The organism is Picosynechococcus sp. NKBG042902, from assembly GCF_963864045.1.
Taxonomy (GTDB): domain Bacteria; phylum Cyanobacteriota; class Cyanobacteriia; order Cyanobacteriales; family MRBY01; genus MRBY01.
Map to the genome: position 1 here is coordinate 24,629 of NZ_CAWLTV010000072.1, position 26,853 is coordinate 51,481.

The following is a 26,853-nucleotide window of genomic DNA, read 5'->3' on the forward strand; positions in this document are numbered from 1 at the left end:
TCGCTATCAAAATGTCTTGGGCAACTTCAACGGCGAATTGTGTCATCACAAAGAGCCCTGTGAAGCCTAACCAGTAGACTTCACAGAGATAGACTAGACAGTTAGTTGATTTTCCGTTGGAAAGTGAATGTGCCAGTAGCACCAGGCGCGACAACCCCAACATTGTTGCGATATTCAGTGACATCACCCACTGCCGTGGTACCAGTTTGATCTGCAGCAGCAGTGCTCGCAGGATTGCCACTAAAGTACAGAATCGTACCAGTACCTGCTGCAGTACCCACTACGTTGCTGGTGTCAATGATACTATTGCCGTCATTGTCCAAAGCCCAGTTGTTATCACCAGCATTCGGATCAAGACCTAAGCCATTCTCGCGGATAACTACATTATTGGCTGGGAGAAGAACATTACCAATTGCAGGACTAACTGGCGCGGTGGTGGCAATATTTTCGTAGGTAACTACATACTCTAAAGTATCTCCAGGACCGGGTTGGGGATCAATGTCAGTACCTACACTGGAAGGACCATCTGAGCCACCATCAGCATAGAACACCTCTACTGTCTTGGTGAGCTTCAGGTAGCCAGCATAGAGGCGATCCACTTTGAGGTTACGAATCGTCTCACTCGCAGGCTCAAAGGTAGTGTTCGTATCGTTGTTAACGTAGGCCACAACCGGGATGCTGAATACATCAAACGCGTCAACAACACTGCCGCTGGGTAAATCTACGGAGACTTTATAGTCTAACTCCTGGCCAGCAGCTAGAGCTGGGATGGAAACTTGGCTAGGACTAGTCAGGTCAAACGCATCGTTAGTCGCATTCCATGAGTAGGTAGCCGTTTGCTGGGTGGCAACACCCGGTTGAACCGGCAGGGTAATAGTAACGGTAGTTCCAGCGGGAATTTCGATTGTACTCCCTGCTTCATCGATGCTGTCATAGCTACCCGCTGTGTCACAGGCTGCACAGACTGTGGCTGCAGCAGCTGGATCAATAGGTCGCAACACAACATTCTCGAGGAGAACCGTTGAGTCATTTTTAACAGAGTTGTCAAAAACGACAGCATTTGGATCAGCAATTGACCCGCCGGTGGTGACTGGTTCTGTAATAGATTTTTCAACGAAATCATCATTGAAATTAGTTGGACCGATCGCCACGGGGACATTGAACGGGCCGTTGACTAAGGCTCCGGTTGTAGGAGTGAGAACCAACTCATTCGGTTCACCGTCTGGGGTGTCATTGCCGCCACCATCGTTCGGTGTGCCGTCATTGGGGTCAGAACCATCTTCATTTGCCGGATCACCGAGATCCTCAGGATCATTGGCGGGATCATATTCACCGTAGGGATCACCATCCTTAGGCGTATCACCTAAGAAGTTGTTAGGGTTTTGGTCGCCGGATTCATCAAAGACGATGTTGTCGTTAGGATCGCCCGCTGATGTACCAAAGACTTGGATTAGGTTCCGTACCGGTGAAGCTGTTGCTCCTGTGGCAAAGAGAGTAAATGGACCAACACTCGTACCCGGAGCGATCGGACTAAGGTTACTAGTGTTATAGATAAAACCAATCCGGGTGATGTTTGCTGGAGTTGCAGGAATAGTTGTACTCCATTCTGCATCAGTGGGGGCGATAGTTAAAGCATCTGTTGTATAAACGACTGTCCAGTTCGCATTGGGACCAGTTGGTGGAGTTGTGTTTGGATCTACAAATGCTGCGTTCTGAGGTTTCGCGTCGGAAACGAGGATATAGCTACCGCCAGCGGTAGAACTGTCAATCTTAAGTGGAGTACCCGTTAGAGCAGCAGGAGCGTAGTTACCGGTATAGCCAAAGGGTAATTCATCGCCGACGACAAAACCACCAGTGTAGGTAATGATGTCATCACTGATTGCACCTGTTGCGCCTGGGTCAACACTATCGACCTCTTTCTCAGCGGTGACGAGGGCGAGGGGTTGATCCGCCCCTTGACCAACAGTGAGGGGGTCGGAAGTGTCGGCAGCTTCACGGTTACCATTCGCGCCACCCGCCTCGCTGGTTGTGCGAACTTCATCAACTGCAGCCAGAGTGTCTGTACCACCATCAGAAGCATCGGCACTAGTACCATCATCTGGTCGGTTTTGACTATCAGCGTCATCAGAATTGTTGGAACCGGTACTACCTAAAACAACAGTGATTTGATCACCAGGATCTGCATCCGTCGGTACTGTTCCTTGAACAATGACGGTAATACTATCGTCGGCGACGATACCGGGAACAACCCAACCATTAGTCTGATAGGTCGGCGGATTAGGATCAGTAGTATCTGCACCAGGACTAAATGAATCATCCCCGTTAACTATAACTTCCTGAGCACCAGTGCCACCGCCAGAAGGCAAGAAATAGTCTGGTATACCATCATTATCAAGATCCAGATAAACTCCCGGAGAGTTTAAATTATTGACTGTGATGTTGGTAACGTCGGGAATATAAATATCTGTTGGATTATTCCCTGTATTGGTTATGAGAAAGGGAATTTGAACAGTATCACCAGGGATGACACTACCGCCATTTGGATCGATAGGTGTTTGGGCAACGTTAGTCAAGCCAGCTGTTTCAGCGACGGTGACAGTGACTTCATTAGAAATGGTTGTTAGGGAATTACCACTGGGATCATTGAATGTTGCTGTCGCGGTGTTATTAATCGTGGTGCCAGCAGCTGTCCCGACAGCGATCGCCTGGGGGATGAGCTGGAATTGACCGGCGGCCATGAGGCCCGCAATCACCAAGGGACTAGCGAGCTTACGGATTGTATTTTTTCTGGGGGTTTTGCACTTTGGCGATCGCCAAACTTGATTGTTCACTTAAAAATTCCTCAAATAAAAATTCGCTAACAGTCAAGAGCGGACAAGAAGCCCTACTCTCTTGCTAGCGCCATAGGTGGAAATTAACTTGTTGGTTTTGTGTAAATAAGCAACGATTTCATATTGCCTGTCAGCTTGCTTCCTCAGATTACCCATCAGTTAGGTCGAGCACAGCTGCTCTTTTTAAAGATTTAAACAAGCTTTCTCTCAACTTTGTGAAGGGAATATTAATACCGTTTGCGGAAAAGATAAAGTATAAATTTTTCTTCGAGGGCTTGACTGAAGATGTCGAATAATGCAATTCCAACCTCTTTTGCGTAAATTTCTTTAGGTTTGTCAGACATTTTTACTATGAAAAATTTAAACAATTAGTTTTTTAGAAACATTCAGCATATTCAACTATTTTTCTTTGTCAATTGAACATACTCAGCAAAAAAAGAAGATTTGATGAATTTCTTGTATTTTTTTGTGTCAAAAAGCAATTAGGGCAGCATCGCAATCTTTTACTGTGCTGTGGCAAAAGCCGTGCGGATCACGTCAATGTGATTTTGAATCTCGCCGGACAAAGGTGTAGAAGTTGCTGCATTTGACCAAGCTGCAGCCGAAAAGAATGCTTGCATTGCAGGGCTTGCGAGACGAGTATCCGGATTAAAAAACTGAAGTTCGCCTTGGTCGTATTGCGTCCCCTTGCGGAGCTTGAGACCCTGGGGAGCGTTGGGTGTGCTGAGGATAATTTCGCCCCACAACACTTCAACGATTTGGCGCTTGTTTTGGGTTGTGACGCGAACACAGATCGGTGTCTCTCCACTGGGCTGAATGACGAGTTCTGAATCGGTGGGGATAGCACTGGCAGCGGCGGGCGAAAGCACCATTTGATAGGCAAAGATTTTGAGACGTTGGGTCGGCGATCGCCCCTCAGGGTTTGGGCGAATGCGGAGACCTTCAGCACAGCCCCGTTGCTGACCTTTTTGCCAACTCAGGGTGATGGTGCCCCCTTCAACCACACAGGGAAACCGATATTGAGTCTGTTGGGGGGCGGGGCCAGTTTGTAAAAGCAGTCCGTCATAGGTTTGGCGATCGCCCACCAGGACAAGACGCGCAAAGGAGTGGTTATTGCCCGGCACAATCAGGCTTTGGCTATGGTTTTCGAGGCGATCGCCCACCTGGGCCGCCTGTTGACGGTGACTACCCTGCTGCATCATGAGGCGATCGCCCGTGAGGGAGACAATTTGACTCGCATCCGGCGGCGCGGCGATCGCCCCAGGCATTAATCCCAAATACAACAGCGAAAAAAATTGGCTAATTGTCCCAAGCTTAAACATTTCCTATTCCCGACGCTCCTAGACATCAACGTAGATCTCTTCCTGGGAAAAAGCATGAAATCATCGCCCAGCACGATTTCAGCCTAATCAAATCATAGTGGGCGTTACCATTTACCGATGCACATTGCCGTGATCTTGCCGCTGAATCTATATTCTCTGAAAAATTTTGCTGATCAATTTTGATTAATCACCGTCACACTTAATCGAACAGGTGATCTGTCACGAGGCTTTACTGCAACGGACTATGTTTAACTCAGGCAGCTAAATAGGCGATCGCCCCAGGCATCAAATGACCACCCGTAATCTGCTGAATTTCGAGTAGAGCTGGCATGAGGGGGCGACTAAAGTAATATCCCTGGACTTCATCACAACAAAACTGCTTGAGCATTGCCAATTCTTCTGGATGTTCGATGCCCTCAGCAACCACCTTGAACCCCAGATCATGGGACATATTAATGAGATTTTTGGTGATCGCCGAATTCACTTTATTACAATGTAAATTTTTAATGAAGCAGCGGTCTAACTTCAGGGTATCCCAGCCAAACAACCTGGTGTAATTAAAAGAAGCATAGCCTGTACCGAAGTCATCAATGGCAATCTTGACGCCTAATTTTTGCAGTGATGCTAAAACGGCGCAGATATTTTGAAAATCCTCAATCAAAACTGACTCCGTGATCTCTAGCTCTAGATGTTGGGGCGCAACTTGATGGGAAACCAGGAGATTCTGGAGCCGCTCAAAGAAGTGAGGAGCCGTGACCTGATGTACTGAAATATTAACGGCCATCCGAAAGGTTTGCTGGGACTGTTGATGCCATTTTTTTAACTGTTTTATGGCCCGCTGCAAGACCCAGTCCCCAAGCTCGTGGATCAGACCCGCTTCTTCAGCAATGGGGATAAATACCGTGGGAGAAATCGAACCGAACTGGGGGTGATCCCAACGAAGTAAGGCTTCAAATCCCGTCACCATCGTCGTTTGAGGATTGACTTGGGGCTGGTAAACGACGGTCAACTGATGGCGGGCGATCGCCTGGGCAAGGGCTAATTCTAAAAAACGTCGTTCTTGGGGGAATATAGTTGCCATAGTCAGTTTTTATCCGTCACACCTTTTTGAATCAAGCGTAGGACAACCATATATGTCGTCTAGCAAGGAGAGGTTCGCTGGTGTTGAGCTTTGCGCCTGATCTGAAATCTATCACGATCAAGCCAAGACAACTTCATCAAATGTTTAAGATGCTGTGAATTCTAAGAATTCATAAAGTTCATAAAGACAATATAAAAGGCAAAACCAAGATAAAAAAGTAATCGTCGCTACGAAGTCTCCCCAGACCTCTCCTTTGTCCGGAGTTGTTTACCTGTACGAAAATTTCAGCCTAGGCCATGAGTTGCCACTCCAAGAGAACTGCCGGGGGAATCTCGATGGTCGTCTGTTCCTTGAGGGGCAAGCCAAGTTGGACTTTTTGATCGGTGGGCAACTGGGGCAAAATCTTTTTTAAATCAAATTGACCGACGTTGGGCGCAGGGGCTTCGGTGGCAAATTGATCTGGTGCTGTGAGGATCGCTTGATTGGGAGCAGATAAACTCAAAGAACCCGGATGGATAAAAGTCGCCTGGCCGGGGTAGGCCACAAGGCGTAGGTCAACGGTATCAACACGACCATCTTTAACCCGTTTAAACAGCACCACCTGCCAAGTTTGACCGTGATTATCTTGGATAGATTGGCGAGACTGATACAGGATTTGTCCAGGGGCTTCTTCCTGTTGGCGAATACTGGCGAAACTGGGTTCTGCCCAAATGCCGCTACTGACCAAGAAAATCAGGCTTAAGCTGAGAAGAATCAATCCTTTTTTAAGAAAAAACATTGGCTGAATCTGGGGTGAGGGGTTTACTCAGGGTTAGTCTGGGCCGCTTCTAGGCTAGGAATAATAACGGAATACAGTCCCCGTAGGTCGCCAGCTTTGAAGTCGTAGGCGAGATCATCTAAATATTTAGCTTTGATGAAATTGGGGCGATTGTCCTTCGGGCCGTGGCAAGCCAGACAACTGCTTTCGACATTAATGCGGCGGTAGTAGTGGAGGCGATCGCCTTGGATTTGGCTATAGCTCAGGAGTTCGGGGTGTTGCGTAAATTTGGCGATCGCCATGGTTTCCTGGAGATTTTGCGGGGCATGGTCTGGATTGCGATATTTTTTAGCCACCTGCTTGACTTGCCAACCATTGTCTTGACTCAGTTGCCTTGCTTTCATCCCCACTGGCTTACACACTTCCTGCATGGTTTGCGGCGTGATGTCTGCAGTCGGGTCAATGGTTTTGGCCAACTCAGAGCGCATTTGGTCGAGATCTTCGATGGCTTGCACCGCACGGGCAAAATCCGGGGGATTGGGAGCTGCTTGCACAGGGACAATGGGCCAAACCAAGGTGGCGATCGCCAAGGCACTAATGAGAATGCCGGTCAGAAAATGTGAAAACTTTCGACCACTGCTCATTTGCACATTGAATGGTTTGTTTTTAAGAATAAAACGCAAAATCTTCATTGTATTTTTCCCATTTTTTATTCAATAGTTTAGTCAATTTCTCAGGAAAAATTCGCTTTTTAGGATTGATAATTAAATCTTCTTAAAATTCAAGAAAAGCCTCTACTTGAATGGCAGAGGCTAAGAGCATTTAGAGTATATTTTTCGTTCAGGATTCAGAGCAAACCAAGATTATTCAAAGCAATCATCATGCCACTGCAATCCCAAATTCAAACTTCCAGTTAGCCATTAATTGCCGGGGCTTGGAGGGCGACAGGCGCTTGATCTCCGGCTGCTAAATCGAGGGGGAAATTATGAACATTGCGTTCGTGCATGGCCTCAATCCCCAGATTTGCCCGATTGAGAATATCCGCCCAAGTATTGATCACCCGTCCTTGGGAATCTAACAGAGATTGGTTGAAGTTAAACCCGTTCAAGTTAAAGGCAAAACAAGCTACGGCTAAAGAAGCAAACCAGATACCAATCACTGGCCAAGCAGCAAGGAAAAAGTGGAGGGCGCGACTGTTATTAAAAGAAGCATATTGGAAGATCAAGCGTCCAAAATAACCATGGGCCGCCACAATATTGTAAGTTTCTTCCTCTTGACCAAAACGATAGCCACTATTTTGGGACTCCGTTTCTGTGGTCTCCCGAATCAAAGAAGAGGTCACGAGGGAACCGTGCATCGCAGAAAACAACGCACCACCAAAGACACCTGCAACCCCCAGCATATGGAAAGGATGCATCAACACATTATGCTCAGCTTGCAACACAAACATAAAGTTAAAGGTGCCAGAGATGCCCAACGGTAATCCATCCGAGAAAGATCCTTGGCCAATTGAATAAACCAAGAGTACCGCCGTCGCCGCCGCCACCGGAGCAGAATAGGCAACCGCAATCCATGGACGCATCCCCAAGCGGTAGGACAGTTCCCATTCCCGCCCCATATAGGCAAAGATGCCAAGCAGAAAGTGGAACACAATCAGTTGGTAGGGGCCACCGTTGTAAAGCCACTCAGCCAGATTCGCCGCATCCCAAATGGGGTAAAAGTGCAGACCGATCGCATTAGAACTCGGCACAACGGCGGCGGTAATAATATTGTTGCCATACAGCAAAGAGCCAGAAACCGGTTCGCGAATCCCGTCAATATCAACCGGGGGCGCGGCGACAAATGCCAGGACAAAACAAATCGTTGCGGTCAACAGCGTGGGAATCATTAAAACCCCAAACCAGCCTACATAGAAACGATTTTCTGTGCTGGTGACCCATTGGCAAAAGCGCTCCCAAAGATTGGCAGAGCCTTGCTGTTGTAGAAGTGTAGTCATAATTGCATGTACCAGTTTAAAGTACTGGGGACTAAGCAAATCGCTCAATCGATTTATTGCTTAATCACTTTTTGATTATATAGCATCGTTTTTAAAAAAGACAAGGCTTGCGGAAACTAAAGCTGCAAATAATCTTTTCTGTCCGTTTCTTGAGAGGCGATCGCCCCATTACACTAAAGTCATTGCCACTACGCAGCACCATGTCAACCCTGTTCACCAGCATCGCCAATCGCCTCCAAAACGTTTTTAACCTAGAGGTTATCGGTGACCAAATCGCCCAGGGCCTAATCAACCTCGTCGTTGCCCTCATTACCTTCGCGGTGTTCTACTGCCTTTGGAAGATTGTTGATGTGCCCCTCTATGCGTCCTTCAAAAAATCAAAACTCGATAAAACCTCCGCCAGCTTCTTAAGAACCCTCGTTCGCTACGCCATTTTGACCTTTGGCGCGATCCAAGCCCTCAACGCAGTTGGGATTAACATGGCCGCAATCGTCACCAGCCTGGGACTTGTGGGATTAACGGTCGGTTTTGCTGCCCGGGATGCCCTTTCTAACTTGATTTCTGGACTGCTCATTTTTTGGGATCGGCCCTTTGTGATTGATGACCTCGTGGAAATTAATGGCCTCTATGGTCGCGTCGAAACAATTACCCTAAGGAGCACGCGCATTGTTACCGTTGATGGCCGGATGTTAGCGGTGCCCAATTCTGTCGTGATCAATTCAACGGTGATCTCCTACACCAATTTTCCGCAGTTACGCCTCGATATTGATGTCACCGTCGCTGTCCATGAAAATCTAGAGCGGGTACGACAGATCCTCTTGTCTTTGGTCGATGATCGCAGCATATTTACCGACACACCGCCCGCTAAAGTGGTGGTGACAGCTCTCAATGACTATAATGTGGCACTCCAACTTCAGGTTTGGTTACGCAATGAGCGCACCCATATTCCCGAACGCTTTGCTCTCCGAGAAAAAGTTTTTACCGCTTTAACCGCAGCAGGGATTGATATGCCCTTTGAAACGATCCAGCTCACTCCCCTGGCTGTGCAATTGCAATCAGAAATCTAGACAAGACGCCTGAAGCTGCGAGAAAAAATCGATTGGTTTGTCCTGGTGGGGATGTTGAAACTTTAGGTAATAAGCATTAAGAGAATAACCACAATCCCCTGGCAAAGGACTGTGATTAGCATCTTTGTAAATAGCCGGTAAGCCCCCTGGAAGATAAAGGCGATCGCCGACCAGGGGAAAGCCCATTGCTGCCATGTGAATCCGAATTTGATGGGGGCGTCCAGTGAAAATTTGCACCTCAACCCGTGAAACTTTTGCTAGACGTTCTAGAACTCGCATTTCACTATGGGCAGATAAACCATCTGCTGTGGCGGCAAAGATTGTCCCCAGGCTAGGATGGCAGATTTTGCCGATGGGCGTGGTGATGGTGATTTGATCAGGATAATCGCCCGCTGGAATGACGGCCCGATAAATTTTTGTGATTTGATGTTCTCGTAATTGGCGTGTTAGGGACTGTCGCCCCAAAGGCGATCGCCCCAGGATCATTAATCCAGAAGTTCCCCGTCCCAAGCGATGAATCGGCACTGGTGTTTCGTCAGGAAATTGCCTTTTGAGTTGCGCTAACAACGTATTTTCCAGGAAGTTGCCCGCTGGCAACACCGGTAAACCCGCTGGTTTATCAATGATCCAAAAATGTAGGTCTTGGTGCAAAATTTGGAAATTTAACGGGACATCTGGCTCTTCCCAAGGGGGGCGATGATACTCTAGCCGTTGATTCTTTGCTAAACGTTGTGTGGCAGTGGCCGGTTTGCCGTCTACGAAAATCTGCTGATTTTCAAAACGTTCTGCCCATTCCTGTCGCGTTGAATGGCGATAAAATTGCCCATAAAAATCCAAGACCGATAGGCCCGCTTGGGAGGGCTTCACGCGATCCCGGTAGACCCAGCCTTGATTGAGCATTTTACAAATTTATGAATACTGATAAATATTTTTGCGGGGATTAAAACTTTCGACTTCCCGCAGTTTTTCGTACAAAGCCCGCTCCTCTTCGGTAATCTCTGGTGGTAAAACGAGCTGGACTTCCACCAGTTGGTCACCGCGAGAGCCAGAGCTACGGGGATACCCTTTATTCGCCAACCGCAATCTTTGCCCTGGTTTAACGCCCTTGGGCACAGTCATTTTCACTAGGCCGTCAATGGTCGGAATTTCGATGGAACCACCCAAAATAGCTTCGCTAGGACTGAGGGGCACTTGGCAGTAAATATCAGCGCCTTGCACCTCAAAGAAAGGATGGGGGGCCACAGTAATTTTGAGATATAAGTTACCGCCATTGATACCCTGATTACGCAACCGAATGCGCTGGCCATCGACCATGTGGGGCGGCATATCAACTTCGAGCGATCGCCCATCTTCGAGGCGAATCCGTTCCCGTCCCCCCCGATAGGCTTTTTCCAGGGGCAGGGTGAGACGTGCTTCCACATCCCGTTTAGCAGGGGATTTTGGGGTAGCCACTTTGGTTGTTTTTGTGGTGCCGGGGCGAAAATCTTCGTAGCTATTGCTCCGGACCCGGGCGGTGGTCTGCTGTCGGTCTTTCGGCCCAAAGGGATTGACACTGCCAATATTGGCGAACTGGCTAAAATCGTTGCGCTGGGGTCGATTGGTGCGGTTAAAACCAGGGCGACTGTATTTTCCCCCCATGGCCCGGGTGAACTGGTCATACTGCGATCGCCGCCCATCATCGGACAGCACTTCATAGGCCTCGTTGAGATCCTTAAACTTTTCTTCTGCTACCTTATCCCCTGGGTTGACATCCGGATGATAGCGCCGCGCTAACCGTCGAAAGGAGCGCTTAATCTCATCACTAGAGGCATTACGAGGAACGCCTAAAATTTCATAATAGTTACGCAAATTGTTCATATTTAGGCGACAGAGTGAGGAATTCTCTCCTTAGATAATGGCGCACTGTTCCCAGATGTGATGTTTATTATGCCGGAATTACGAAGTAAAACAACTGTCTAGAACCATTCATCGTCCTCGTCCCAATCATTTTCGTAGGGGATATTGCGCCCTTGGCCTTGGCTGTAATACTTGCGGGAGACGTTCCGTTGTTCGTAGGGATCGCGACTGGTGGGTCGCGGTGGGCGAGAAGCGGGCGGTTCCACGGGACGACGGGGGGCAGTACCATTCCCATAACGGTCATCTAGTGGGCGATCGCCCCCATAATTTTGGCGCGGTTGGGCAGCCCCATAATCATAATTGCGGGTCGGTTGCGGCCTTTGGGGTGGCCGGGGGGCATAGTCATAGTTGCGCTGGGGTGGTGGCGCATCATAGCCCCGCTGGGGTGGGTAGCCAGCCCCTGGTCGGTAGTTAGAACGGGAATCATAGTACAAATCATCCTCGTCATCACCGATCAAGGTTTTCTTAATCGTGTCAAAGAAAGAATCATCTTCCCCTTGGTCATACTGGAGGCGTACCTCGCGGTTAAGCTCATACAACGCATCCTGTAAATCCGCCTGGGCGCGATCCAAACGGCGATCGTCATTTTGTTTGAGGCTCTCTAAAATTTCCTGGGACAAACTCTCAATGCGGCGACGATAGTAGCTCGCAAACTGGCTACCAAAATCAAGGGTGACTTCCTTCAATCTGCGTTGGGCTTGATCCGTTAAAGCTTTGGCCCGGTTCCGTTTTTCAACCTTCTCCCGTCGCTCTCGATCCTCTTGGGCAAATTGCTCTGCATCCCGCATCATCCGGTTAACTTCACTATCTGTCAAGGTGGAGGAACCCTGGATCGTAATGCTCTGTTCCCGTCCGGTGGTTTTATCCCGGGCTGACACCTGCAAAATACCATTGGCATCAATGTCAAAGGATACCTGTACCTGGGGAATTCCACGGGGCGCTGGCGGAATTCCCGTTAACTTAAAACGACCGAGGGATTTATTCCCCTGGGCCATTTCCCGTTCCCCCTGGACGACATGAATCTCGACGACGGTTTGGTTATTTTCTCCCGTCGAAAAAATATCTGAACGCCGCACCGGAATGGTCGTATTCCGGGGAATCAGCTTTTTCGTCACCCCACCGATGGTTTCTAACCCAAGGGACAAAGGCGTCACATCAAGCAGCAAAATATCTTTGACTTCTCCACCGAGGATCCCCGCTTGGATCGCTGCCCCCACTGCCACTACTTCATCGGGGTTGACGTTTTGATTGGGTTCGCGGTCAATGAAACTCCGCACGAGACCCTGCACGAGGGGAATACGGGTAGACCCCCCCACAAGAACTACTTCTCGAATTTGCACAGGGCTAATGCCTGCATCCTGGAGGGCACGTTTAATGGGGCGACGCAAACGACTAATCAATTCTCCGCAAAGGCTCTCAAAGGTGGCACGGTCGAGTTGGGTTTCGAGGTGCTTCGGGCCTTCCTCGGTGGCGGTAATAAAGGGAAGATTGATTTCCGTGACCGTAACCCCAGACAGTTCAATTTTGGCTTTCTCAGCAGCTTCCGTGAGTCGTTGGAGGGATTGGCGGTCTTTGCGCAGATCAATATTTTCCGCTTCGAGGAATTTTTCAGCGAGCCAATCAACAATTTTTTTATCGAAATCATTTCCACCAAGCTGGGTATCGCCACTGGTGGCTTTCACTTCAAAAACGCCATCGCCCACTTCTAGGACGGAGACATCAAAGGTTCCGCCCCCCAGGTCAAAGACCAGAATCGAGGAACTGCCTTGTTGTTCTAGGCCATAGGCAAGGGCGGCGGCGGTGGGTTCGTTGATAATCCGCAGGACTTCGAGACCGGCAATACGTCCGGCATCACGGGTTGCCTGGCGTTGGGCATCGTTGAAGTAGGCGGGTACGGTGATTACGGCGCCTGTGACGGGTTCACCGAGGTAACGTTCGGCTTCGTCGGCAAGGCGGCGAATAATTTTGGCAGAAATTTCTTCGGGGGCGAATTCTTGGCGGAGACGGGGACAACGAATTTTGACGGTATCGGTATCGGTGCGGCGAATGGTATAGGGGACTTGTTTGGATTCGGGGGTGAGTTCGCTGTAGCGGCGACCCATGAAACGTTTGACGCCGTAGTAGGTGTTTTGGGGGTTGAGTACGGCTTGACGGCGCGCCATTTGGCCGACGAGGAGTTCGCCATCTTTGTTAAAGCCAACGACGGAGGGGGTGGTTCTGGCTCCTTCGGAATTTGCAATGACAAGGGGTTTGCCGCCTTCCATCACTGCAACGACGGAATTTGTGGTTCCTAGATCGATGCCGACTACTCTACCCATGCGTTTTTTGATTCTCCTTGGTGTGGCCCGACAATCTATATATATTAGGTTGCGCCACGATTGTTAACAATATTTGCCCTTTATTTTATCGGAGCGATTGGGGAATTTCAGAGCTGACCTTGGAGGCTTTCGAGAATTTTGAGGGCTTGGGTTTGGTTTGTGGCTTGGTTTTGCTGCTCAAAAAGGGAGACAGCTTGGGTCATATCGGCGATCGCCTGTTCGAGATTATCGAGTTTGTAGTGGGTAATGGCGCGGTTGTAGTAGGCTTCGGCGAATTCAGGATTGCCAGTAATGCTGGCGGTGTAGTCCTGGAGGGCGGCGGTGTGATTTTCAAAACGGTTGTGGGCCAGGGCGCGATTGTAGTAGGCCTTGAAATAGTTGGGCCGGAGGGTCAGGGCTGCATTGTAGTCGGCGATCGCCTTGGCATGGTAACCGTTGGCGAGTTCGGTTTGGTTGGCGTTGCGGGCCTGAAGCGCGAGATCGTCGTAGGCGTTGCCCCGGTTAATGAAAAAATCTGGATTGTTATTTTTGAGGATGATCGCTTGGTCACAATCGGCGATCGCCTGTTCATAGTTGTCGAGCAAATAGGCGGCGTAACAGCGGTTCCCGTAGGCGTCGGCAAATTCGGGTTTGAGCTGGATCGCCTGGCTATAGTCATCGTAGGCGGCCTGGTATTCCCCCAGGACATGGTAGCTGTAGCCGCGATTGTAATAGGCGTCGGGGTCGGATTCGTCGAGGTTAATGGCCGCTGAAAATTCGGCGATCGCCCCCTCAAAATTCCCTTGGGTGAGGGCATCGACCCCCGCGTTATACCGTTGGATCGCGTTGGCGGCGTTATTGCTTGTTTCAGGGGCGGTCTGGGACAGTCCGGGGGTGCCGGAGCCGAGGAGGAGGACTGTTCCCAAAAGGATCCAAGGGGTGCTGCTGTTCATGGGAATTTTCGTTCGGGGCTGCGCATAGTTACCTAGTTCCATCTTAGAGGGCCATGACAGCGTTAAGTTCCCGTCCTTAAGACTTTGCATTAGTTTGATGATTGATGGCGATCGCCTAACTTACCGCATTCCCACACATTTGCCGCGGCGAATAAGCAAAATTACAATTCGATGTCTTCGTAAATGTCGGCTAGGGCCAGATCGCAATCGATGGAAACAAGGTGAATCACTTCATCAATGGCCGTGTATTCCGTGAGGCTCCATTGTTTCGGGCCTTGACGATGGTAATGCTCCACAAATAGCCACTCCGGTTCGATGAGCAGATAGTCTTGAAACTCTGGGATAGAGCGATAGTAATGGAACTTTTCGCTGCGGTCATAGTTTTTTGTCGCAGGGGAAAGCACTTCGGCAATGAGGCAGGCATTTAAAACGGTATCTTTTCGCCCCTCCTGCAACACCAAGGGCTTGCCAGTGACCATCACATCGGGATAGGTATAAATTTGCTGGGAAGGAATCCAGAGTCGCTGATCTGCATGGAAGATTTCATAGGCTTGTTTTTTGAGGGCAATTTTTAAAGTAATCGCCGTATTGAACGCGAGTTTATGGTGTGTTGGTGTCCCACCAGCCATGGGTTTAATCACTCCTTGGATATATTCGTGGCGATCGCTTGCCTGTTCTTCTTGGGCTAAATAGGCTTCGGGGGAAATGGGTTTTGCCAATGTTTGTGGGGTCATGGTTTTTTCTCACCTGGGACTTTACCGCTTGCCTTGCCTTCAAGCTAACATAAGTTTTTCGCGCAGATTGCCTTAGCGATTAGGATTTGGTGTTGCTTTGGTCGTCGGGTGATTCCTTTGATTTGAAGACTGTCATGATGCCTTTGTCATAGTTGGAGGCGATCGCCAAAAAAGCGCCCCCCAAAATGTAGAAAGGCAAGGGCACAAAAAATCCTTTGATTAGCTGAAAAATTTGCACTGCGATAAACAGGACGACAACACTCGTTAACCAAACTTGCATTTGTTTTTCTCCTCAAATCCCGACAGTCTAGGTAATTTTTAGCGCATCCAGGTTGGCGATCGCCAGATATCTTGCTCAAGTGGCCCGTAAATCGCGACGTTGCAAATGTCCCCTCGGAGTATTCAAACTGCCGGGTAAAGTGCCGTGATCAACCACAGTCAGGCGATCCATGTTGTAGGTGGTGTAGCGCAAGTTTGTGCCGCCCCTGGGAATATCAATCATCGTGAGGCTCCGGTAGGGGGAAAGATTGCCTTGAACTAGAGAACGCGGCCCATCTCCTAAAGCACCAGTATGGAGCAGTTCCAATTGCCCCCGGTGAGCGGGATAGTAAGCGTGTTGGTGACCGCTGATATAGGTGTGGACGTTGTATTTTTCGAGCAGAGCTTGGAGGCGATCGCCGTCATGGAGATAATTTCCTGGTTCTGAGCGGCTGCCCGAAGCGACAGGATAGAGGGATAAATGCCCTAGGGCGAACCGTAAACGACTCCGTTGGGCTTGGTCACTGGCGAGACTGGCTTCGATCCAAGCCAACTGTGCTGGACTAATGCGGGCGGTGGAAGCATCCCACACAGAATAAAAAATATTGTTTTGGGTAAAGCTGTAATAGAAAGGGAAATGACGACGGTCAACAAAGTCTAGGGTCGGAGTATGGGCAGGGTTGCGCCAATATTGACTGGCCGCCTGACGATCTGCGGCAAAGGCATATTCTCCATCACGCAGGGAGCCGGAAGCATCGTGGTTCCCTAGGGTGAAGGCGAAGGGAATGTTTGCTTGGTGCAGGGGTTGGGCAATGTATCGTTCAAAGGCTTGCCACATGGCGGTGAGCTGGGCTGGGGTGAGGCTGCTTTTTTGACCTGCGACCATATCGCCCGCACAGAGCACTAGATCCGGTTGCCAATCAGGAATCAAGGCGATCGCCCGTTTCACTTGGGACAGATAATCCGTGGAACCATAGGCGCTGTTCAGGTCGCTAATCACCACCAGGCGCGTCTCCCCTGGGGCTGGGGTATTGAGAGCAGTTGGTACAGGATTAGCGATCGCCTGAGATTTTGCAATAATCCCGCGCGAAATAAGTAAACTCCCTAGGGCCAAGCCCCCATAGGTTAAAAATTGTCGTCGATTCCCGTGCATTGGTTTTAGCCCCGCAAAATTTTCACTTCATCGAGGTTGGCGATCGCCACATCCGCTGTTTCTAGGTGCGCTTGGGTAGCATCTCCCCAACAAATTCCCACGGTGCCCGCGGCCCCTGCCGCCTTGGCCATTTGAATATCCCCTGGGGCATCGCCAATCATTAGGGTTTGACGTGGCTCAGTGCCTAAGGTTGCACAGGCTTGTAAAAATAAGGCTGGATCGGGTTTGAGGCCAAATTCTGCGCCCATTTTTAGCTGAATATAGTCTTGCAACTGGTAAGTTTTGACGAAAATTTCCACGTTGGCGGTGCTGTCCATGGAAAGAATGCCTAGCTTCAACCCGGCATCATGGCAAAATTTCAGCACCTCTAGGCTGCCGGTAAACAGCGGAGATGTGTCGCTGCGATCGCCAAGGATTTCTTCTGCTTCGGCAAAGGCTTTTTTGGCAATGTCAAGGGCCTCAAACCAACTGCGCCCCGTTTCGGCAATGTAGGCAGCGGCGGCGATCGCATTTTCTGGGTGACTGCCCACCGCCATTAAGCCCGTCGGGTCAAGCACTCCATCCACCATCCCAAAGGCCATCAGGAGCGGTTCTCCCACCCCAGGAATTTGGGCATCGATCAACCGGGCGCGCTTTTGGGCCAGTTCCCGCAGGTAGTTTTGGGAGTCAGCGAGGGTGCCATCTTTATCAAAAATGATTCCCGTAATGTTTTCAAAAAGGCGATCGCCCACTTGCACTGTAATCATCGTAAATGCCGCTAATCCGTTGCCAAGGTCAATAACATTTTAGGTGCCGACGGTGAGCCGATATTTTAAACTGAGCAGACTCAGCCAGAGGGAAGGGTATTTTTCCGATAGCCAAGCTTCCGAGTTTTCGAGCCACTGGGGTAACCAACCCATCAACAGCAGACTCAACACCGCATCAAAACTAAAGGCAAAATAAGCACCGACCCAGCGGATAAAGTCCTTTGCCCCAGCCATTTGCCAAATCCACATAATTAAAGCCGGGTTTTGGCGGGCGGCAACCAGGGCCAGCTTATTGAACATTAGCCAACTGGTGCGGTCTTTAATAAAGGTCTCGGCCACCTCTGGGGGGGAATCCGCTAAAAGCCCAAAGAAGGTATTCAACATGGCATTGATCCGTTGGGGCGGTAACTTCATCCCCGTCGGCACCATCATCCCCTTAGAAAAGAGCCAAGTCACCGCAATATTACTTTGGTAGGCGCGGATCTTGCTCAAATTTTGCTGGTCGAGGAGATCTTTTTGGAGAGCAATATCCAGCAGTTTCGTCAGACGGTCTAAATTGCGTACCAGGGAACCAAACCCCGTAAAGACCAGCGGAGACTGGAGGGAGGCTGCATCCCCAATGGCCAACAGTCGATCAAAGGCCACTTGGCGATCGCCTGCGCCCACATTGAAATAACCCGGAATATAACCAAACGTCGCCTTCTCAAAGGTGAGTTGTGCCATGTCACAGCGGCGGTACTCCGGCAAAATGCTGAAAAAGTCTTCGTACATTTCCAACAAAGACCCCGGATTCTCTGGGTTTACCTCGTGGTAATGGAACAGATAAATCGTCATCTCGTCCCCCTGACCCGGAAACAATTCCCAAATTAACTGTCTGCCCCGGGAAATATCCCCATGGGAATTTAAAACATCCCCATATTCGCTATCCCACACCGCCGGATCAAACCCCTTTACCACGGCCCCTACTGTCGGACAAACGCTATCAAAAGGACGTCCCTGGTTCAACTGCGCCGCAATGGGAGAAGCCGTCCCCATCGCATCCATCAGCAGCCGCGCCTGAACAATTTTTTCTTCCCCGGTCGCCAATGATTTCGTGAAAATCTGCGCCCGTTCTCGGCCAATATCTGCCCGCACAAATTCCGTCTGATCCCAAATTTCGCCCCCAGCAGCCCGTAGTTTTTCACCACATTTTTCGAGCAACAGCTCCGAAGCCACGGCAATATTCAGCACCGTCGGCGTGTAGAGAATATTCGCCTTGAGGTGGGGCGGATTATTCCCATCAAAAAACTTGTTAAATCCGTTTTTATATTCACGGGCAACTAAGGTTTCAATTTCTGTTTCATCAAACAAGCCCAGATTAATCAGGCTTTGGAGTTCACTGCGAGAAATATTCCACTCCCGGTTCATCCGCCCAAAGGGCAACCGCTCAATTAGCAACACCTTGTAACCCAGTCGTGCCATAACAGCAGCATGGATCACCCCTAAAGCGCCACCAATGTAAACCAAGTCATATTGGGCGAACTGGGGATCGGCGGGCTGATTTTTTTCAAAAATAACGGGTTGGGGCGCTTGGGGATTTTTCACCGTTTCCCGCCAGCGTTTTTCCCACCAATAGGCCCGCTGCAAGTCAAACTCTCCCTGGGGAAATTTCTGGAAATATTCGACTGTTTTCGGATAATCTGCGGCCAAAGCGTCAAAAATGGATTGGCCTGGTTGAATTTCAGGGGGGGCTGGGTACTGATTGGGGAAAGCTTGTTCTAAATCTGATTTGAGTTGGCGACAAAGACTCTGGGGCTGGGGAAATCCTGACGCCCAGGCAAATACTTTTAAGTAGGTGGTACGCTGCACATTCCAGGTGAAAATCGAGAGTTCGGCCCCATTGGCGACTAGGCGAATGCCTGTGGGGGTCTGCTGCTTCTCTCCGTGTCGGGGTTGCCAACTGGTCTGTAGCCAATGGCAAACTTTGTCAGTGTCGGGGGTAGGGACTTCGAGATAAAGCAGTTCTTCCATGGAAATTACAGATGGGTGAGGGGTGATGTCACTCTGGATTATCATACCCGCTTTGATTTGCCCAAGGGAAAGGCCTTAGGATCGAGAAAACAGCGTTGGGTTCGTAATTTTTCTTATAAAAACTTAACCTTGTTAAAATAGAATTGATCATTTATTCAACACAGGAGGGTTCATGGCTAATATCACCTACGTTCCGGCAAATAAGGACGTGATTGCGGCAGATGGTGCAAATTTACGGGAAAAAGCCCTGCAAAATGGCGTGGATTTGTACACTTTCGGCGGAAAATTGATGAATTGCGGTGGTGTTGGCCAATGCGGAACCTGCATTGTCGAGATTCTGGAGGGGATGGAAAACCTGTCGCCCAAGACTGATTTTGAGAAGCGGCGTCTCAAGCGTAAGCCCCCCAGCTATCGCCTTGCTTGCCAAACCTTGGCCCATGGGGATGTTGTTGTAAAAACCAAACCCTAAGGGCAGCCTCTTTGGTTTTTTGTTTAGGAAGATATTCTTTGGGAATCCCCGTGGCGATCGCCCCTGGTAAGGAGCTAGAGGTGATATTCTTGATATCATTGTGATCTAGCTCGATGAAGAGGCGATTATTCAATGCAAGTTAACGATCTCGGTTTCATTGCAACGATTCTTTTTGTACTCGTACCCACCGTTTTTTTGTTGATCCTTTATATCCAGACCAACAAAACGGCTTCCTAAGAAAAACCATTTTAAAAAAACACGATAAAAAACAATGGGGGACAGATCCTTGGCGATCGCCCCCTTTTTTATGGCTGTGAATTGATTTTCTTTTTAGCTGGCATCAGTCCGAGCTAAGAGCACAGGACAAGGCGCATTGACCCGCACATAGTCCGATAGAGACGTGCCCAGCAAGCGATCCAGGTCAGGCATACTCTTAGCAATGGAAGGACGGCGGTCTGGGGAACCGAGGATTAACAAGTCAATGTTTTGGTCTTTGGCGACATTACAGATCGTGGCCCCAGGACGACCCCCAACGACTAACGTTTTGTACGCAATGCCCATTTGTTTAGCCCGTTGAATCGCTGGAGCGAGGGCCGGATTCGCGTCCATTTCTGCTTGGGAAAGGGAAAGATTCCCTGGCAGATCAGGGTTAACCCGCAGGAGTAGCAGTTCGCAGCCACTATAGTCCCGCAGCATTTGCAGGGCTAAATCCAAACCATACATCGCCGCATCGGACTTATCGATAGCGACCATAACTTTTTTGACCGTGCGCACATAGATGTCATCCTTAACCAGGAGCATCGGCCGGTTGGTGAGTTGGAACACGTATTGGCTCACAGAATTAGCGAGAATCGACTGTAGCCGTTTGAGTCCCCGAGAACCCATTAAAATTAGGTCGGCATCAATTTCATCGGCGACCTTGCAGACCACATCTTTGGGATCTCCTTGGCGCAGAATGGTGTTGACGTTGCCAGGATCGAGCTTGAGGTCTTGGAGGGCTTGGGCGAGGAGCTTACCGCCGGTTTCGTAGCCTTTTTGTTCGATATCAGGAGTCAGCTCTTCCTTCACGACATGGAGGATATTGATGCTAGTGTCTTTGAAGGCAGGGAGCTTGAGCAAGTTTTTCAACATATCCTGGACTTGCCCGGTGCCAGAATCAGCGAAGAGAATTTTTCTAATCATGGGACGACTGTTAACGGGGTTTTTCAAATGGGCTTTTATCCCTAGGATCCAGCATACTCCCTTCTGAGGGCGGGAAATTTTAAGGCTTATTACATAATGGAAGTTGATTTTTTTACGGAATTTTCACCACGATGGATTTGATGCGATCGCTGCCCATTGGGTTATATCTGGAGCAGCCCCAAACCTGGCTCCACCGACTAGACCCCCGGGTAAAACTCGCTTGGTTGATGAGTTTTTTGATTGGGCCGATTTTGGCGAACAACCTGTGGCGCTTGGGTTTGGTGGGATTATTAATCGCGATCACCCTAACGGCATTAATTCCCCTGCGGGTCTGGAAACAACAGATGGGGTTGCTATTAATTTTTTGTTTGGTGTTGTTTGGGGTTACGTTAATCACCCCCGATGGCTTGGTGCTTGATCATCAGCCCCGTTTACCGGCAGAGGATCTAGATATTCAGCAAAACTATGAATATGTGGTGTGGCAGTTTCAATTTATCTCCGTCACGCGCCTCAAACTCGATCTGGGCATTAAGCTCAGTACACAAATTTTCACGTTGCTCTACAGCACCAATCTCTATCTGTTGACCACGGCAGCGGAAGAAATCACCACGGGTTTAGAGTTTCTCCTGGGGCCGCTGCGCCGACTCAAGGTTCCGGTGACAGAAATTTTGCTCACCCTGACCCTCTCGCTCCGATTTATTCCCCTCGTGTTGGAGGAAATTCAGAATTTAACGCGTTCAGTCCGCACAAGGGCGATCGCCTGGAAGACCTTAGGGTTCAAACAGAGTGCTCAACTGTGGCTGATGGTCTCCGAAAAACTCCTCGAAAATCTCCTGATGCGAGCTGAACAAATGGCAACGGCGATGGATATCCGGGGCTTCACCAGTCCAAACCAGCACCTTGTCCGTTGGCATCAACTGCGCTTCCACCGTTGGGATTGGCTGATCCTTGTGTTGCTGCTGCCCTTTTGGTCATTGCGCTTCCTCTGGGGCTAGTTAGTAACGAATCCGTGGGTCGATCAACGCATTCACAATATCAATCACCAGACTGACTACCACCACAATTGCCCCGAAAAACACCATAATCCCCTGCACCGTTGGATAATCCCGCAGGGAAATTGCCTCATAAAGACGATTCCCCAAACCCGGCCAGGAAAATGTCACTTCCGTTAAAACCGCTCCTCCCAACAAAGCCGCGAAGGTTAAACCCAAGACCGTGATTACCGGAATGAGCGCATTTTTCAGGGCATGGTTCCAGAGAATTTTTCGTTCAGGAATACCCCTGGCCCGCGCCGCTTCGACATAGTCCGATTGCAACGTTTGGCGCAGATTAACCCGCACAATGCGCTCAAAAATACCACTCAAAAGGATTCCCAACGTACAGCAGGGCAACACCAAATAATACAAAGCCGTTCTGAGTTGCAAAAAAACTTCCCGTGAGTAGACTATCGAGGGTATAGAGGCCCGACAAGGTGGGCGGTGGGGGCACATCCAACGGAAAGCGTGTCCCCAGGGGAAACCACCCCAACTGCACCGAAAAAATGAGTTGCACTACCATTCCCATCCAGAACAAAGGCAGTGCGTAGGTGATAATCCCAAATAATCGCCCGCCCACATCAAACCAAGTGCCTTGGCGGGAGGCTGCAATCATCCCCACGCCAGCCCCCACCACCACCGCAACAATCATGCCAAACAAGGTTAATTCTACGGTTGCGGGAAAATGCTGCTGAATCACCTCCCACACCGGTAAGCCGCGACTGGTGAGGGATGTCCCCAAGTCAAATTGCAATAGGCTACCGAGGTAACGGACATACTGTAACCAGAGGGGCAGATCTAAGCCTAGTTGTTCCCGGAGTAGGGCCTTGGTCGCTTCAGGGGCACGGTTGCCGAGGATTGCATCAGCAGGATCGCCTGGGGTCGCCCGGAGTAGTAAGAAGACGACGGTGATAATGGTTAACAACATCAAGGGAGCCAGGAGCAGACGCACCAAGATGTAGTATTGGAGAGCTTTACTACGGGAAGCCATGGGCAATGGGTGGGGAGAGATAGAACTGGAAAAATTATAGGAAACTGCGGTCGTTCCTCAAGAAAATTATTCTGGGCTAGTGAGGGGAATTAACGTCATGACAGGCGGTAGGGTTGGGGAACTGGGTTACAATACAGTCTCGAAATTTTCTGAAATTTCGGCACAAATTTTTCTCTTTCATCATTGCGATCAGACCTATGGGCAACAGCTTCGGACATTTATTTCGGATTACAACCTATGGTGAATCCCATGGGGGTGGCGTTGGCGTCGTGATTGATGGTTGTCCGCCCCTCGTGGAAATTTCTGAAGCGGAAATCCAGGCGGAGTTAGACCGCCGTCGTCCGGGCCAAAGTCGCATTACAACCCCTCGGAACGAAGCCGACCGCTGTGAGATTATGTCTGGGGTCTTTGAGGGAAAAACAACGGGAACTCCGATTTCAATTTTGGTGCGCAATAAAGATCAACGCTCCAAGGATTATTCGGAAATGAAGGAAAAATATCGTCCTTCCCACGCGGATTTTACCTACGATGCGAAGTATGGGATTCGCAACTATGAAGGGGGTGGTCGCTCTTCGGCGAGGGAAACTATCGGTCGGGTGGCAGCGGGGGCGATCGCCAAAAAAATCCTCCAGCAGGTGGCCGGGGTAGAAATTATCGGCTATGTCAAGCGGATCAAAGACTGTGAAGCCGTTGATATTGACCCGAATCAAGTCACCCTTGCGCAAGTAGAAAGCAACATTGTTCGTTGTCCCGATGCGGCGGCGGCGGAAAAAATGATTGCCCTGATCGATGAGATTCGCAAGCAAAAGGATTCCATCGGGGGGGTGGTTGAATGTGTGGCTCGCAATGTCCCTGTCGGCCTGGGGATGCCTGTATTTGATAAGCTCGAGGCAGATTTAGCCAAAGGGGCCATGTCGCTCCCAGCCAGCAAAGGCTTTGAAATTGGTTCTGGCTTTGCGGGGACTTTGCTCACGGGCCAAGAACACAACGATGAATTTACCGTGGATGACCAGGGCCAGATCCGCACTAAAACCAACCGTTCTGGGGGTATCCAAGGGGGCATTTCCAACGGCGAAAACATTGTCCTGCGGGTCGCCTTTAAACCCACTGCAACCATTGGGAAAGAACAACAGACAGCCACACGAGCCGGTGAAGAAGCAACCCTCGCCGCCAAAGGCCGCCATGATCCCTGCGTGTTACCCCGTGCCGTACCGATGGTGGAAGCGATGGTTGCCCTCGTGCTGTGTGATCATCTCTTGCGGCACCAAGGGCAGTGTCGCACACTCAGCTAACGAAACCACAAGAGCCAAATGGGCAGTGTTCCCAACAAAAGTAGGGTGCCAGTGGCCAGAGAACTAACGGCTAACTGGCGATCGAGGGCATAGGTTTCGCTGACGATCAGGGTGGCAAAGGCGGGCGGCATCGCGATCTGCAACACCAACACTAGACAAATAACGTTGGGCAAATTGAAAAAAGGCAAGATCAAGCCGAACAGAAACGGGGCGATCGCCATTTTGATTAAGAGACTACTGCGCACCGGAGGTATTTTTGTGCCTGGTTCCAATTCCCCCAGGCGCATCCCGATCAAGATAATCGCTAAACCAATCACCACCCAAGACGCCACTTCTAAACTCCATTCCAGAGGTTCAGGAAAAACGAGCGGTTTACAGGCCAACCCCAGTACCAAGCTCCAGAGGGAGGGGTTGATGCCCACCTGGGTGCTCATATTTTTGAGGCGTGTTAACCAAGTTTGATTTTCTCCTTGGCCGTAGTAGGTGGCCACCATTACCCCCACACCGTAACCCCAGAGCAGACTACCGAGCAGATCGTAGAATAACGCCCAAGCGAAAGTTTCCGGCCCGGCGATCGCCAAACTGATCGGATAGCCCAGATAGCCCGTATTACCAATGCTCGAAACCAACAGGAAACTGCCCTGGGAGGGGAGCGATAAATCGGGGGTACGGTAACGCAACCAGAGCCAAGCCACCCCAAAACAGAGTCCCATTGCCAACCAAGCAACGACCGGCGCAAACCAGAGAGTGCCTGTCAAATCCACCTGGCGCACAAAGCCAAACACACTCAAGGGAATGCCAAACCAAAACAGACCTTTGCCCAGATTGCGCCCCAGGGATGCAGGGAGATATTTCCCCAGGAGCCAACCGCCCCCAATGCCTAGCCCCAACTTGCCGTAGATGAGCGCCAATTGCAGCAGCAATTCTGCCATAGAGTCCCTAACCTTTGATCCTTGTTTGAGCCTAACACCAGATGATGATTGTGCCGGAGAACTTTCCTATTCTTCAAAAAGCAACATAAGATAGAACCACAAAATATTTAGGGAGTGCAGCGGTAGGAATTGAGCGTGTCCGAAGAATTTGATGACCTCTCTGTCCTGGATGACATTGATATTCCTGAGGTCGTGCGGGACAAAGATCCAGAACAAAGCGAAAAAACCACAGGATCTAACCCCAAGCAACGCCTCTTGTTGGGGTTGGGGGGAATCCTCATTGTCGGGTTTGGGGCGATCGCCTCGCGCCAGTTTTTCCAGGCCACCCCGGATCCCGCTGCCCCAGAGGATCTTGCCAGCGATGTTTCTCCGTCCGCATCAGGCAGCAATGATACCGAAACCAGCGAACAAATTCTCGGTCATTTTCCCTACCCCGAAGCCGAGGTCAGTGAACTGGTCGCCGTGAGTGCCGATGGTCGCTTGAAATTACGCCCCGCCGCCGCCGAAAAGTTTCTTCAAATGCAGGCCGATGCCAGACAAGCCGGGATCAACTTAGCCTTACTCTCAGCCTTCCGCACCATCGAAGAGCAACAATATTTATTTTTTGACATTAAAGAACAGCGCGCCCAGGACACCACCAAACGGGCGGAGGTGAGTGCGCCCCCCCGCTACAGTGAGCACCATACGGGCTATGCCATTGATCTAGGGGATGGAAATTTGCCAGCGACCCACCTCCAGGAAAATTTTGAAAATACAGCGGCGTTTCAGTGGCTCCAAAATAATGCCGCCCGTTATAGTTTTGAGTTGTCTTTCCCGCGAGATAATCCCCAGGGCATCGCCTACGAGCCTTGGCATTGGCGCTTTGTGGGGGATCAAGATAGTCTGGAAACGTTTTACAAATCCCGCAATTTGAATCCGTAGCCCTTTTCTTGGGAAACGATTGGGAGAGACAAAGGTGATGGGCGTACATTCTCAGAGGAACATTAGATCATGGTAGAAACCCTCGATCAACAGCGTTGGTGGGTACAACGGTGGCTAGAATTACTGGATTCTTACCGCTTTAAAAAACGTCTCGAACGGGCGCGCATCTATGCGAAAGCGGGTAATGTGCTGCAAATTGATTTCGTCGAAGCCCAGGCGATCGCCCTCGTGCAGGGGAGCGAACCAGAACCCTACCGCGTTTCTTTAAAACTAGACCCCTTTAGTGACGAAGCTTGGGGCTATGTGGTGGAAAGTTTAGCCCAAAAGGCGCTCTTTTCGGCCCAACTGCTAGCCGGGGAAATGCCGGCGGCCATTGAGCAGGTCTTCACGGCAAATGGTTTGAATTTGTTTCCCTTTACCCTGGCAGATATCCACTCCCGCTGTACCTGCCCCGATAAAGCCAACCCCTGTAAGCACATTGGCGCGGTTTATTATCAACTCGGCGATCGCTTTAACGAAGATCCCTTTGTGATTTTTCAACTGCGGGGCCGCACCAAGCAACAAATCCTCGATGCACTCCGGGACTACCGACGGCAACATTTCGCCACGGCAACTGCGACCAATTTACCCAGCCATGATCAAGCAGAAATTGAAACATCCCAACCGCAACAGAATCCGGAAACTATTGATATTAAACAGTTCTGGCAATATGACCATCCCCTCGATCCAGATTTGGTTGTGATTACGCCGCCCACCGATGGCACCACGAGCCTCGATCTTTTGGGGGCGATCGCCCTGAATCCAGAGGATGCCCAAGCTTTCCAAAGTTACCTCAATTATGTCTATGGCATGGCTAGTCAAAAGGGGTTAATGCAAGCTTTACAGGGGTTGAATGCGAGCGAATCAGCCTAAATCCAGAAAAATTCGCTAA

General features: G+C 50.0%; 24 protein-coding genes and 1 pseudogene. 7 read left to right on the plus strand and 18 right to left on the minus strand.

The window, feature by feature from the left end:
- Window positions 1–101 precede the first annotated feature (101 nt).
- From AACR41_RS10400 to psbA, 6 genes are all read right to left on the minus strand, one after another.
- Entirely contained in the window at window positions 102–2,831 is a 2,730-nt protein-coding gene (locus AACR41_RS10400) for a beta strand repeat-containing protein (protein ID WP_152550984.1), read from the minus strand.
- A gap of 503 nt (window positions 2,832–3,334) precedes the next feature.
- Window positions 3,335–4,153, minus strand: a complete 819-nt coding sequence (locus tag AACR41_RS10405) for a hypothetical protein (RefSeq protein ID WP_030006604.1) — start codon at window positions 4,151–4,153, stop codon at window positions 3,335–3,337.
- Between the two features lie 253 nt (window positions 4,154–4,406).
- Complete coding sequence (locus AACR41_RS10410; protein ID WP_052349637.1) at window positions 4,407–5,234, minus strand: putative bifunctional diguanylate cyclase/phosphodiesterase; 828 nt, start codon at window positions 5,232–5,234, stop codon at window positions 4,407–4,409.
- 289 nt (window positions 5,235–5,523) lie between these two features.
- Window positions 5,524–6,012 carry a DUF3122 domain-containing protein gene (locus AACR41_RS10415; RefSeq protein WP_030006606.1) on the minus strand — a complete coding sequence of 163 codons (489 nt, stop codon included), beginning with the start codon at window positions 6,010–6,012 and terminating at the stop codon, window positions 5,524–5,526.
- A gap of 23 nt (window positions 6,013–6,035) precedes the next feature.
- Window positions 6,036–6,683 (minus strand): Tll0287-like domain-containing protein, encoded by a 648-nt coding sequence (locus AACR41_RS10420; RefSeq protein ID WP_084150001.1) that lies wholly within the window; start codon window positions 6,681–6,683, stop codon window positions 6,036–6,038.
- Between the two features lie 221 nt (window positions 6,684–6,904).
- Complete coding sequence (psbA, locus tag AACR41_RS10425; protein ID WP_030006608.1) at window positions 6,905–7,987, minus strand: photosystem II q(b) protein; 1,083 nt, start codon at window positions 7,985–7,987, stop codon at window positions 6,905–6,907.
- 200 nt (window positions 7,988–8,187) lie between these two features.
- Between psbA and AACR41_RS10430 the strand changes: the two genes are divergently transcribed.
- Complete coding sequence (locus tag AACR41_RS10430; RefSeq protein ID WP_012307763.1) at window positions 8,188–9,054, plus strand: mechanosensitive ion channel family protein; 867 nt, start codon at window positions 8,188–8,190, stop codon at window positions 9,052–9,054.
- On the opposite strand, the gene AACR41_RS10435 is transcribed toward AACR41_RS10430, so the two are convergent.
- The 9 genes from AACR41_RS10435 to AACR41_RS10475 all read right to left on the minus strand — a co-directional run bounded on the left by AACR41_RS10435 (window position 9,043) and on the right by AACR41_RS10475 (window position 19,101).
- Window positions 9,043–9,954: an RluA family pseudouridine synthase gene (locus AACR41_RS10435; RefSeq protein WP_030006609.1), complete on the minus strand. Its 912-nt coding sequence runs from the start codon at window positions 9,952–9,954 to the stop codon at window positions 9,043–9,045. The two genes, AACR41_RS10430 and AACR41_RS10435, sit on opposite strands and share 12 nt — an antisense overlap.
- A gap of 9 nt (window positions 9,955–9,963) precedes the next feature.
- The gene (locus tag AACR41_RS10440; protein ID WP_030006610.1) at window positions 9,964–10,911 is read right to left on the minus strand and encodes a DnaJ C-terminal domain-containing protein; all 948 of its coding nucleotides are present in this window, start codon (window positions 10,909–10,911) and stop codon (window positions 9,964–9,966) included.
- A 98-nt stretch (window positions 10,912–11,009) separates the two neighbouring features.
- Window positions 11,010–13,268 carry a molecular chaperone DnaK gene (gene dnaK, locus AACR41_RS10445; RefSeq protein ID WP_030006611.1) on the minus strand — a complete coding sequence of 753 codons (2,259 nt, stop codon included), beginning with the start codon at window positions 13,266–13,268 and terminating at the stop codon, window positions 11,010–11,012.
- 107 nt (window positions 13,269–13,375) lie between these two features.
- Window positions 13,376–14,200, minus strand: a complete 825-nt coding sequence (locus AACR41_RS10450) for a tetratricopeptide repeat protein (RefSeq protein ID WP_041443935.1) — start codon at window positions 14,198–14,200, stop codon at window positions 13,376–13,378.
- A gap of 161 nt (window positions 14,201–14,361) precedes the next feature.
- Entirely contained in the window at window positions 14,362–14,934 is a 573-nt protein-coding gene (locus tag AACR41_RS10455; protein WP_030006612.1) for a Uma2 family endonuclease, read from the minus strand.
- Between the two features lie 79 nt (window positions 14,935–15,013).
- A complete protein-coding gene (locus AACR41_RS10460) occupies window positions 15,014–15,214 on the minus strand; it encodes a hypothetical protein (protein ID WP_012307757.1) in 201 nt (66 codons plus the stop codon).
- A gap of 75 nt (window positions 15,215–15,289) precedes the next feature.
- A complete protein-coding gene (locus tag AACR41_RS10465) occupies window positions 15,290–16,345 on the minus strand; it encodes a metallophosphoesterase family protein (protein WP_030006613.1) in 1,056 nt (351 codons plus the stop codon).
- Between the two features lie 5 nt (window positions 16,346–16,350).
- On the minus strand, window positions 16,351–17,091 hold the full coding sequence (locus tag AACR41_RS10470; protein WP_030006614.1) for an HAD family hydrolase: 741 nt from the start codon (window positions 17,089–17,091) through the stop codon (window positions 16,351–16,353).
- A gap of 39 nt (window positions 17,092–17,130) precedes the next feature.
- The gene (locus tag AACR41_RS10475) at window positions 17,131–19,101 is read right to left on the minus strand and encodes a hypothetical protein (RefSeq protein WP_030006615.1); all 1,971 of its coding nucleotides are present in this window, start codon (window positions 19,099–19,101) and stop codon (window positions 17,131–17,133) included.
- Between the two features lie 172 nt (window positions 19,102–19,273).
- On the opposite strand from AACR41_RS10475, the gene AACR41_RS10480 reads away from it, so the two are divergent.
- Both AACR41_RS10480 and psbM read left to right on the plus strand, forming a co-directional pair.
- A complete protein-coding gene (locus tag AACR41_RS10480; RefSeq protein WP_012307752.1) occupies window positions 19,274–19,570 on the plus strand; it encodes a 2Fe-2S iron-sulfur cluster-binding protein in 297 nt (98 codons plus the stop codon).
- A 132-nt stretch (window positions 19,571–19,702) separates the two neighbouring features.
- Window positions 19,703–19,807, plus strand: coding sequence for a photosystem II reaction center protein PsbM (gene psbM / locus AACR41_RS10485; protein WP_012307751.1), 105 nt, complete (start codon window positions 19,703–19,705; stop codon window positions 19,805–19,807).
- Window positions 19,808–19,900: 93 nt separating this feature from the next.
- Here the strand turns inward: psbM and AACR41_RS10490 are convergent, their stop codons facing one another.
- Window positions 19,901–20,752 (minus strand): universal stress protein, encoded by an 852-nt coding sequence (locus AACR41_RS10490; RefSeq protein WP_030006616.1) that lies wholly within the window; start codon window positions 20,750–20,752, stop codon window positions 19,901–19,903.
- 131 nt (window positions 20,753–20,883) lie between these two features.
- Between AACR41_RS10490 and AACR41_RS10495 the strand changes: the two genes are divergently transcribed.
- On the plus strand, window positions 20,884–21,747 hold the full coding sequence (locus AACR41_RS10495) for an energy-coupling factor transporter transmembrane component T family protein (protein ID WP_030006617.1): 864 nt from the start codon (window positions 20,884–20,886) through the stop codon (window positions 21,745–21,747).
- On the opposite strand, the pseudogene AACR41_RS10500 reads toward AACR41_RS10495, so the two are convergent.
- Window positions 21,748–22,777, minus strand: a pseudogene (locus tag AACR41_RS10500) (ABC transporter permease).
- Window positions 22,778–22,974: 197 nt separating this feature from the next.
- Here AACR41_RS10500 and aroC point away from each other — a divergent pair.
- Window positions 22,975–24,069: a chorismate synthase gene (gene aroC / locus AACR41_RS10505; RefSeq protein ID WP_030006618.1), complete on the plus strand. Its 1,095-nt coding sequence runs from the start codon at window positions 22,975–22,977 to the stop codon at window positions 24,067–24,069.
- On the opposite strand, the gene AACR41_RS10510 is transcribed toward aroC, so the two are convergent.
- The gene (locus AACR41_RS10510) at window positions 24,066–25,001 is read right to left on the minus strand and encodes an AEC family transporter (RefSeq protein WP_030006619.1); all 936 of its coding nucleotides are present in this window, start codon (window positions 24,999–25,001) and stop codon (window positions 24,066–24,068) included. The two genes, aroC and AACR41_RS10510, sit on opposite strands and share 4 nt — an antisense overlap.
- 135 nt (window positions 25,002–25,136) lie before the next feature.
- Between AACR41_RS10510 and AACR41_RS10515 the strand changes: the two genes are divergently transcribed.
- Window positions 25,137–25,922: a M15 family metallopeptidase gene (locus AACR41_RS10515; RefSeq protein WP_084150002.1), complete on the plus strand. Its 786-nt coding sequence runs from the start codon at window positions 25,137–25,139 to the stop codon at window positions 25,920–25,922.
- Between the two features lie 69 nt (window positions 25,923–25,991).
- Complete coding sequence (locus tag AACR41_RS10520; protein ID WP_030006621.1) at window positions 25,992–26,834, plus strand: SWIM zinc finger family protein; 843 nt, start codon at window positions 25,992–25,994, stop codon at window positions 26,832–26,834.
- Window positions 26,835–26,853: the final 19 nt, after the last annotated feature.

Excerpts from the sequence above, each read along its gene's own strand:
- AACR41_RS10455 (WP_030006612.1), bottom strand. The coding sequence starts at position 14,934 with ATGACCCCACAAACATTGGCAAAACCCATTTCCCCCGAAGCCTATTTA.
- AACR41_RS10420 (WP_084150001.1), bottom strand. The coding sequence starts at position 6,683 with ATGAAGATTTTGCGTTTTATTCTTAAAAACAAACCATTCAATGTGCAA.
- AACR41_RS10475 (WP_030006615.1), bottom strand. The coding sequence starts at position 19,101 with ATGGAAGAACTGCTTTATCTCGAAGTCCCTACCCCCGACACTGACAAA.
- AACR41_RS10440 (WP_030006610.1), bottom strand. The coding sequence starts at position 10,911 with ATGAACAATTTGCGTAACTATTATGAAATTTTAGGCGTTCCTCGTAAT.
- AACR41_RS10410 (WP_052349637.1), bottom strand. The coding sequence starts at position 5,234 with ATGGCAACTATATTCCCCCAAGAACGACGTTTTTTAGAATTAGCCCTT.
- dnaK (WP_030006611.1), bottom strand. The coding sequence starts at position 13,268 with ATGGGTAGAGTAGTCGGCATCGATCTAGGAACCACAAATTCCGTCGTT.
- AACR41_RS10460 (WP_012307757.1), bottom strand. The coding sequence starts at position 15,214 with ATGCAAGTTTGGTTAACGAGTGTTGTCGTCCTGTTTATCGCAGTGCAA.
- AACR41_RS10465 (WP_030006613.1), bottom strand. The coding sequence starts at position 16,345 with ATGCACGGGAATCGACGACAATTTTTAACCTATGGGGGCTTGGCCCTA.
- AACR41_RS10490 (WP_030006616.1), bottom strand. The coding sequence starts at position 20,752 with ATGATTAGAAAAATTCTCTTCGCTGATTCTGGCACCGGGCAAGTCCAG.
- AACR41_RS10480 (WP_012307752.1), top strand. The coding sequence starts at position 19,274 with ATGGCTAATATCACCTACGTTCCGGCAAATAAGGACGTGATTGCGGCA.
- AACR41_RS10435 (WP_030006609.1), bottom strand. The coding sequence starts at position 9,954 with ATGCTCAATCAAGGCTGGGTCTACCGGGATCGCGTGAAGCCCTCCCAA.
- AACR41_RS10415 (WP_030006606.1), bottom strand. The coding sequence starts at position 6,012 with ATGTTTTTTCTTAAAAAAGGATTGATTCTTCTCAGCTTAAGCCTGATT.
- AACR41_RS10430 (WP_012307763.1), top strand. The coding sequence starts at position 8,188 with ATGTCAACCCTGTTCACCAGCATCGCCAATCGCCTCCAAAACGTTTTT.
- AACR41_RS10520 (WP_030006621.1), top strand. The coding sequence starts at position 25,992 with ATGGTAGAAACCCTCGATCAACAGCGTTGGTGGGTACAACGGTGGCTA.
- AACR41_RS10405 (WP_030006604.1), bottom strand. The coding sequence starts at position 4,153 with ATGTTTAAGCTTGGGACAATTAGCCAATTTTTTTCGCTGTTGTATTTG.
- AACR41_RS10470 (WP_030006614.1), bottom strand. The coding sequence starts at position 17,091 with ATGATTACAGTGCAAGTGGGCGATCGCCTTTTTGAAAACATTACGGGA.
- AACR41_RS10450 (WP_041443935.1), bottom strand. The coding sequence starts at position 14,200 with ATGAACAGCAGCACCCCTTGGATCCTTTTGGGAACAGTCCTCCTCCTC.
- aroC (WP_030006618.1), top strand. The coding sequence starts at position 22,975 with ATGGGCAACAGCTTCGGACATTTATTTCGGATTACAACCTATGGTGAA.
- psbA (WP_030006608.1), bottom strand. The coding sequence starts at position 7,987 with ATGACTACACTTCTACAACAGCAAGGCTCTGCCAATCTTTGGGAGCGC.
- AACR41_RS10510 (WP_030006619.1), bottom strand. The coding sequence starts at position 25,001 with ATGGCAGAATTGCTGCTGCAATTGGCGCTCATCTACGGCAAGTTGGGG.
- psbM (WP_012307751.1), top strand. The coding sequence starts at position 19,703 with ATGCAAGTTAACGATCTCGGTTTCATTGCAACGATTCTTTTTGTACTC.
- AACR41_RS10495 (WP_030006617.1), top strand. The coding sequence starts at position 20,884 with ATGGATTTGATGCGATCGCTGCCCATTGGGTTATATCTGGAGCAGCCC.